The organism is Prosthecobacter sp. (genome assembly GCF_044373815.1).
Classification (GTDB): Bacteria; Verrucomicrobiota; Verrucomicrobiia; order Verrucomicrobiales; family Verrucomicrobiaceae; genus Prosthecobacter.
In genome coordinates this window covers 1-5,896 of the sequence record NZ_JBIPNG010000421.1, presented here as the reverse complement: position 1 = coordinate 5,896, position 5,896 = coordinate 1, and the positions used below count along the sequence as shown (strand labels likewise).

4 protein-coding genes and 1 pseudogene are annotated in these 5,896 nt (G+C 60.9%); all 5 read left to right on the top strand.

The genetic code is table 11. The features are described 5' to 3' along the window. A pseudogene (locus tag ACIREA_RS24920) lies at positions 1-253 on the top strand (hypothetical protein); the annotation flags it as partial. A gap of 28 nt (positions 254-281) precedes the next feature. Next, positions 282-1,568 carry a DUF1552 domain-containing protein gene (locus ACIREA_RS24915; protein ID WP_397385042.1) on the top strand — a complete coding sequence of 429 codons (1,287 nt, stop codon included), beginning with the start codon at positions 282-284 and terminating at the stop codon, positions 1,566-1,568. Between the two features lie 54 nt (positions 1,569-1,622). After that, positions 1,623-4,133 carry a DUF1592 domain-containing protein gene (locus tag ACIREA_RS24910; RefSeq protein ID WP_397385041.1) on the top strand — a complete coding sequence of 837 codons (2,511 nt, stop codon included), beginning with the start codon at positions 1,623-1,625 and terminating at the stop codon, positions 4,131-4,133. Between the two features lie 31 nt (positions 4,134-4,164). Beyond that, entirely contained in the window at positions 4,165-4,629 is a 465-nt protein-coding gene (locus ACIREA_RS24905; protein WP_397385040.1) for a DUF3997 domain-containing protein, read from the top strand. A 238-nt stretch (positions 4,630-4,867) separates the two neighbouring features. Continuing rightward, a complete protein-coding gene (locus tag ACIREA_RS24900; protein ID WP_397385039.1) occupies positions 4,868-5,827 on the top strand; it encodes an SMP-30/gluconolactonase/LRE family protein in 960 nt (319 codons plus the stop codon). The last annotated feature ends 69 nt before the right edge of the window (positions 5,828-5,896 follow it).

The following is a 5,896-nucleotide window of genomic DNA, read 5'->3' as shown; positions in this document are numbered from 1 at the left end:
GGATATGCGTAACGAAGTGCCGATGTGGCTGTCGCAGGAGTTCACGAACACGGGCGAGAAGATTACCCTCGACCGAATCTCGCACAAAGCGCCGCAACGCGTTGCGAATCGTTTTGAGTTCGCGATATGGAAGAAAACCGTGACGCAGCCTGGCGAAGTGAAACTCGGCCCGCCTTATCCAAATCCGCCCGCAGACCGAAAGAGCTTCAATCCCAACCGCATGTTCGGCGTCGCCGCGAAGACACTGCCTTGATGTCAGACCTCCATCACTCCAACAATCCATGAACACACCACTCAACCGCCGAAGCTTCCTCCGCAGCAGCACCGCGCTCATCGCGCTGCCATTTCTTGAATCGCTCGGCTTTCGCCGCTTCGCCTCTGCAGCGCCCATTCCTGCTCGGCCCAAGCGCATGGTCTTCATCGGCATCGGCTGGGGCGTGACGCAGGAGACTTGGTATCCCGATGTAAAGCAGACGGGCGCGGAGTGGACGTTGCCCGAGGGTTTGAAGCCGCTCGCGAAACATCAGAAGGACATCACCGTCATCCAAAACTGCTTCCACAAGCACTCGATGGACCCGCATTCGTGCAGCACCTTCTGGCTCACGGGCGCGAACCAATACGGCGTGCCTGGCAAGAGCTTCAGCAACACGATCTCGGTGGACCAGGTCGCGGCGGAGCAGTTCGGCAAAGACACGCGGTTCACCTCGCTCGCGCTCAGCGGATCGGGTGAGAGCCACGGTCCCGGTTTGTCGCTTGCTTGGAATCGCCAGGGCAAGCCGGTGGCAGGACTCGACAATCCAGTCGCGACTTTTCACAAGCTCTTCTCCGATGAAAACACGCCGCTCGCACAACGGCAGGCGGCGCTGAAGAAGCAGCAGAGCGTGCTGGACACCGTGCTCGTGGATGCACGCGATCTCGCCCGAGGTCTTGGCAAGGAAGACAACGACAAGCTCGGCGAGTATCTCGACTCGATCCGCGACATCGAGATTCAGCTCTCCAAAGAAGGCCAGTGGCTCGATGTGCCGAAGGTGAAGCCGGGCGATCACATGGCCGAGCCCAAGCAAGGCATGAGCGGCGACAAGGAAATTCGCCTGATGTATGATTTGCTTGTGGCCGCGTTACAAACCGATGCGACGCGCGTGGCGACCTATCGCCAGCCGGTGGATGTGTTGATCAAGGGTCTCGGCCTGAAGTTCGCCGGCCACAACATCAGCCACTACGCGCCCGGCCCGCGCATGGAAGCGAGCCAGACGCGCGATCGCGGACAATCGGAATTGCTCGCGCACCTCATCGACAAGCTGAAGACCACGAAGGAGCCGGATGGCTCGCGCTTGTTCGATCACGTCAGCGTCGCGCTCGGCACAAACGTCCGCAGCCAGCACTACCTCGACAATTGCCCCACGATCCTCACCGGCGGCGGCGCGGGCATCAAGCTCGGCCAACACATCGTGATGCCGGACGCGAAGACGCCGCTCTGCAACGTGTGGCTCACCTTGCTCAACGGCGTGGGCGTGAATGTGAGGGCATTCGGCGACAGCACGGGTGTGGTGGAGGAGTTGATGGCTTGAGTGGATGAGGCGAAACTTTTTCAAAATCTCCTCTGCGTGAAATCGCTCTGTTTCTTGTTACTGTTCGCATCTGTCGCCCACGCTGCCACCGAGGCCGTTATCCCGGACTCGCATCGCGCCTTCTTCAAATCCTACTGCGTCTCGTGCCACAACGCCGAGAAGCACAAGGGCAAGGTGCGGCTCGACGACATTCCTTTTCACATCGCTGACATCCCGACTGCCGAGCGATGGCAGAAAATCCTCGCTGCAATCAATTCCGGCGACATGCCGCCCGACGACGAGAAGCAGCCAAAGCCGGACGAGAAGGCCGCGTTCCTCGAAGTGCTCTCGAAGCAAATGGTCGTCGCGCGGAAGGCACTGTCCGACTCGGGCGGCTTGATCACGATGCGGCGGCTGAACCGTCGCGAATATGTGAACACGATTCGTGAGCTGCTCGATGTCGAGGTGAGCCCCAAAGACCTGCCCGCGGATGATGACGGCGGTTCGTTCGACACCATCGGCTCCGGGCTGTTCTTCTCCAGCGACCAGTTTCAGCAGTATCTCAAACTCGCACGCGTCGCTCTAGATGAAGCCATCGTGAGCGGCTTGCAGCCGAAGGTGCAGAAGCAGCGACGCGAGCCGGAGGTCGATGCGAACAAGCATGTGCAGGGTCAGCACGACAAGCACGCGGCGGACAAGAAACGCTACGAAGATTGGAAGGCATCCGGCAAGCCGCCGACCGATTTCGGTTTCGAGGATGAAGCGAATGCGAACATCAAAATGGCCCTCGTGCGCGGCCAATTGGCGGGCTATCAGTCCTACCTCGCTGAGCCGCTGACTCAAACCGGCCTCGTGCTACAGCCTTTCACCGGACTGCTCGGGCAGGATCAAACCCGAATCCCCGGCAACATTGCTCCAGGCACCTATCGCGTGCGCATCCGTGCTGCCGCGATGGAGCCAGCCGAGCCGAGCTTCATGGAAATCGGCCTCATGGGAAATGGGGAGAGCGCGGGCGAGATGGACCTCTTGCGTTGCCTGAGAATCACCGCGCCTCTCGATCAGCCGCAGATCATCGAGCTGCCGGTCATACTCACCAAAGCAGGCAGCCACACGGTCGGCTTACGCGAGCGGCGGCCCAACACATCCGACGCTGCCTATTACATCGGCGGAACCCGCAGCAAGGAAGGCAATGGCAATGCCTACCGCCGGACGATGTGGGTGGACTGGATCGAATGGGAAGGCCCGTTCTTCGAGCAATGGCCGCCGCGTTCGCACGAGCTGGTCTTTGGCAAAGAGACGCTGACCACAAATCCAGGCGACGCAGAAGCACGAAGCATCATCGAGACCTTTGCAAAGCGCGCGTTCCGTGGACGCGGGGTGAAGCCGGAGTTTATGGAACGGCTCATTATGCACTTCAACGAGCGCAGCGCAGCGGGCGAGAAATTCATCGAGGCCATCAAGACGCCCCTCAGCATCGTGCTCGCATCACCGAGCTTCCTCTACATCTCCGAACACGCAGCGGAGAAGCCGGGCAAAGCCAGACTCAGCGACACCGAACTCGCCAACCGGCTCTCGTATTTCCTCTGGAGCAGTCCACCCGACGACGCGCTCATGCAGCTCGCACGCGATGGTAAACTCAGCGACGCCGCCATGCTGTCTCGCGAAGTGGATCGCATGCTGGCCGATGACAAGGTGATGCGCTTCATCTCGGGCTTCACGCATCAATGGCTGCACATGGTGCGGCTCGACTTCTTCCAATTCAATCACCGCCTGTATCCGAAGTTCGACGGCAGCGTGAAGGAGTCCGCGCGCCACGAAGTGTATGAAACGCTGCGCACCGTGCTCGACGGCGACTTGCCGCTCGGCGCACTCTTGAAAAGCGACTTCGTCGTGGTGAACGACATCCTCGCTGACTACTACGGCATCGAAGGCATCAGGGGCACCGAGTTCCGCAAGGTGCCCGTGCCTTCGACGATGCCACGCGGAGGTCTTCCCGGCATGGCTGCCATTCTCGCGATGGGCAGCGATGGCGAGCGCAGTTCGCCCGTCGAGCGGGGTGTTTGGGTGCTGCGCAAACTCCTCAACGATGCACCACCACCCGCGCCCGCGAACGTGCCCCAGCTCAGCCGCTTCTCCGGCAAACTCATGCCTGCACGCGAACTCATGCTCGCGCATCAGGAACAGCCGCAGTGCGCGCAGTGCCATCGTCGCATTGACCCCGTAGGCTTTGGCTTGGAAAACTTCGACGCCGTGGGCTGCTGGCGCGCGGAGGAATACGCCGAGGTCGCGGTGCTGAACAAAGTCGTGAAACAGTCGAAGCTGTTCCCCATTGATGCCACTGGCACGCTGCCCGACGGCACCGCGTTCAACGGCTTCCACGAACTGCGCGACGCTCTCGCCAAACACGAGGCTGACTTTGCCAAAGGCCTCGTCGAACACCTCGTCGAGTTCGGTCTCGGTCGTCCGTGCGGCTTCTCTGATGACGGCCTCGTTCAGTCCATTTTGCAAAACGCAAAGCCGCAGAACTACACCCCTCGCGCGCTCATTCACGCGCTCGTGGGGAGCAGGGAGTTTCACACGAAGTAACCGCGTCTCGAAATTCAAGATGAAATACAGAATGAAGATTCTCCCCGTCCTGCTGCTCCTATCGATGACAGCGCTGGTCCTTTTGTTCACATGTCTTGGGCCCCGCGCCATTGTCGGCCCTGGCCTACAGGACTTCGCCGCCACGCTCGTGGGCCGATACACTCTTAATCGCACATCGGCGCATCAGGTTTACATTGCGCTGGATGGTGGCTTGGGAGACGACGTTCCCAAAATTCCGACCAAGGTGCTCGAATGCGCGGTGCATCAATCGCTCATTCTTGCGAAGCGACAGGGCCTGAAGCGCCGCAGCCCAAACGACCCGAATGATACCTACCAGGAGACCGACCCCATGGTGCTCGATTACTGGATTCTCGACACGTCGGGCCAAGGAAAGGCTTTTGGACCGCTGACCTTTGAGCAGTTCGAAGCAAAGCGTAGGGAGCTTGGCATCCCCGACTCCGTCGCGCTGAAGGACGTTTACTCGTATCGAAAATGACTGTGACGCCCTCGCCGGGATCGCCACCTCAATTGACGCATAAAACCCTGCCATGAGTCGCACTCTCGCTCTGTTTGCCGCCTTGATGGTTGTCTTCGCTCGCCGCGCTCCACGCTGCCAAGCCTGCCCTCAAACTCGGAGGAGCCACAGCACTACACCGCGCACGCGCTCATCCACGCGCTCGTGAACAACAAGGAATTCCATGCGAAGTGATCTTTGTCTCCTTCCGCGCAAGCCAGTGAAAACCAAACTCCACACACTCGCACTCCTCGTCGGCGCGCTCGCGCTCACGGCCTGCTCCACGTATCAAACGCCCATCGTGCGCGACGCGGTGCCGAAGGATCACGGACTCATCGGCGCGGGCGAAGGTCCTGCGTGGCATGACGGCTCGCTCTACTTCGTGGACGGCGAGCGCATCAATCGCATGGACGCGCGCGGGCGCACGACGGCCTTCCGCGAGACGCCGTCGAACGGACTCTTGTTCGACCGCGACGGGCGGCTGCTCGCATGCGAGCACAAGGCTCGGCGCGTCACACGCACGGAGAAGGACGGCAGCATCACGGTGCTTGCGGATCATTTTCAGGGCAATCGCTTCAACTCGCCCAACGACCTCTGCGCGGACTCGCAGGGCCGCATTTATTTTACCGACCCGCGCTACGGTCCGCGCGTTGGCATGGAGATTCGCGATGAGAAAGGGCGCATCGTCGAGGGTGTCTATCGCATCACGGAAAAGGCGCACGCGAAGTCGCGCGTCGAGCTGCTGCTCGGACCTGACGAAGTGAACCGGCCCAACGGCATCCTCGTCACGCCGGACAACCATTTCCTCTACGTCGCCGACAACAATAACAACAACCACGACGCGGCGCGAAAGCTGCTGCGCTTCACTTTGAACGCGGATGGCAGCGTGCGGCCCGGCAGCCGCCGCGTGATTTTCGACTGGCGCGACAGCCGCGGCCCCGACGGGCTCAAGATGGATGGCGCTGGCCGACTCTACGTCTGCGCCGGGCGCAATGAGCCGAACGAATACGAAACCACGCGCTTCAAGGCGGGCTGCTACGTCCTGTCGCCGGGGGGACGGTTGATTGATTTCATCGCGACCACGCCCGATGAGGCGACGAATTGCGCTCTCGGCGGCGTAGACAAGCGCACGCTCTACATCACCTCCGGCAAGCATCTGTGGAGCCTGTCGCTCAAGTGAAACATGAGCGGCACGCGGGAGGCATCGTCGCTTGACCGCTTCCAAGCCTTCCGCAGTCACACCCGAGAT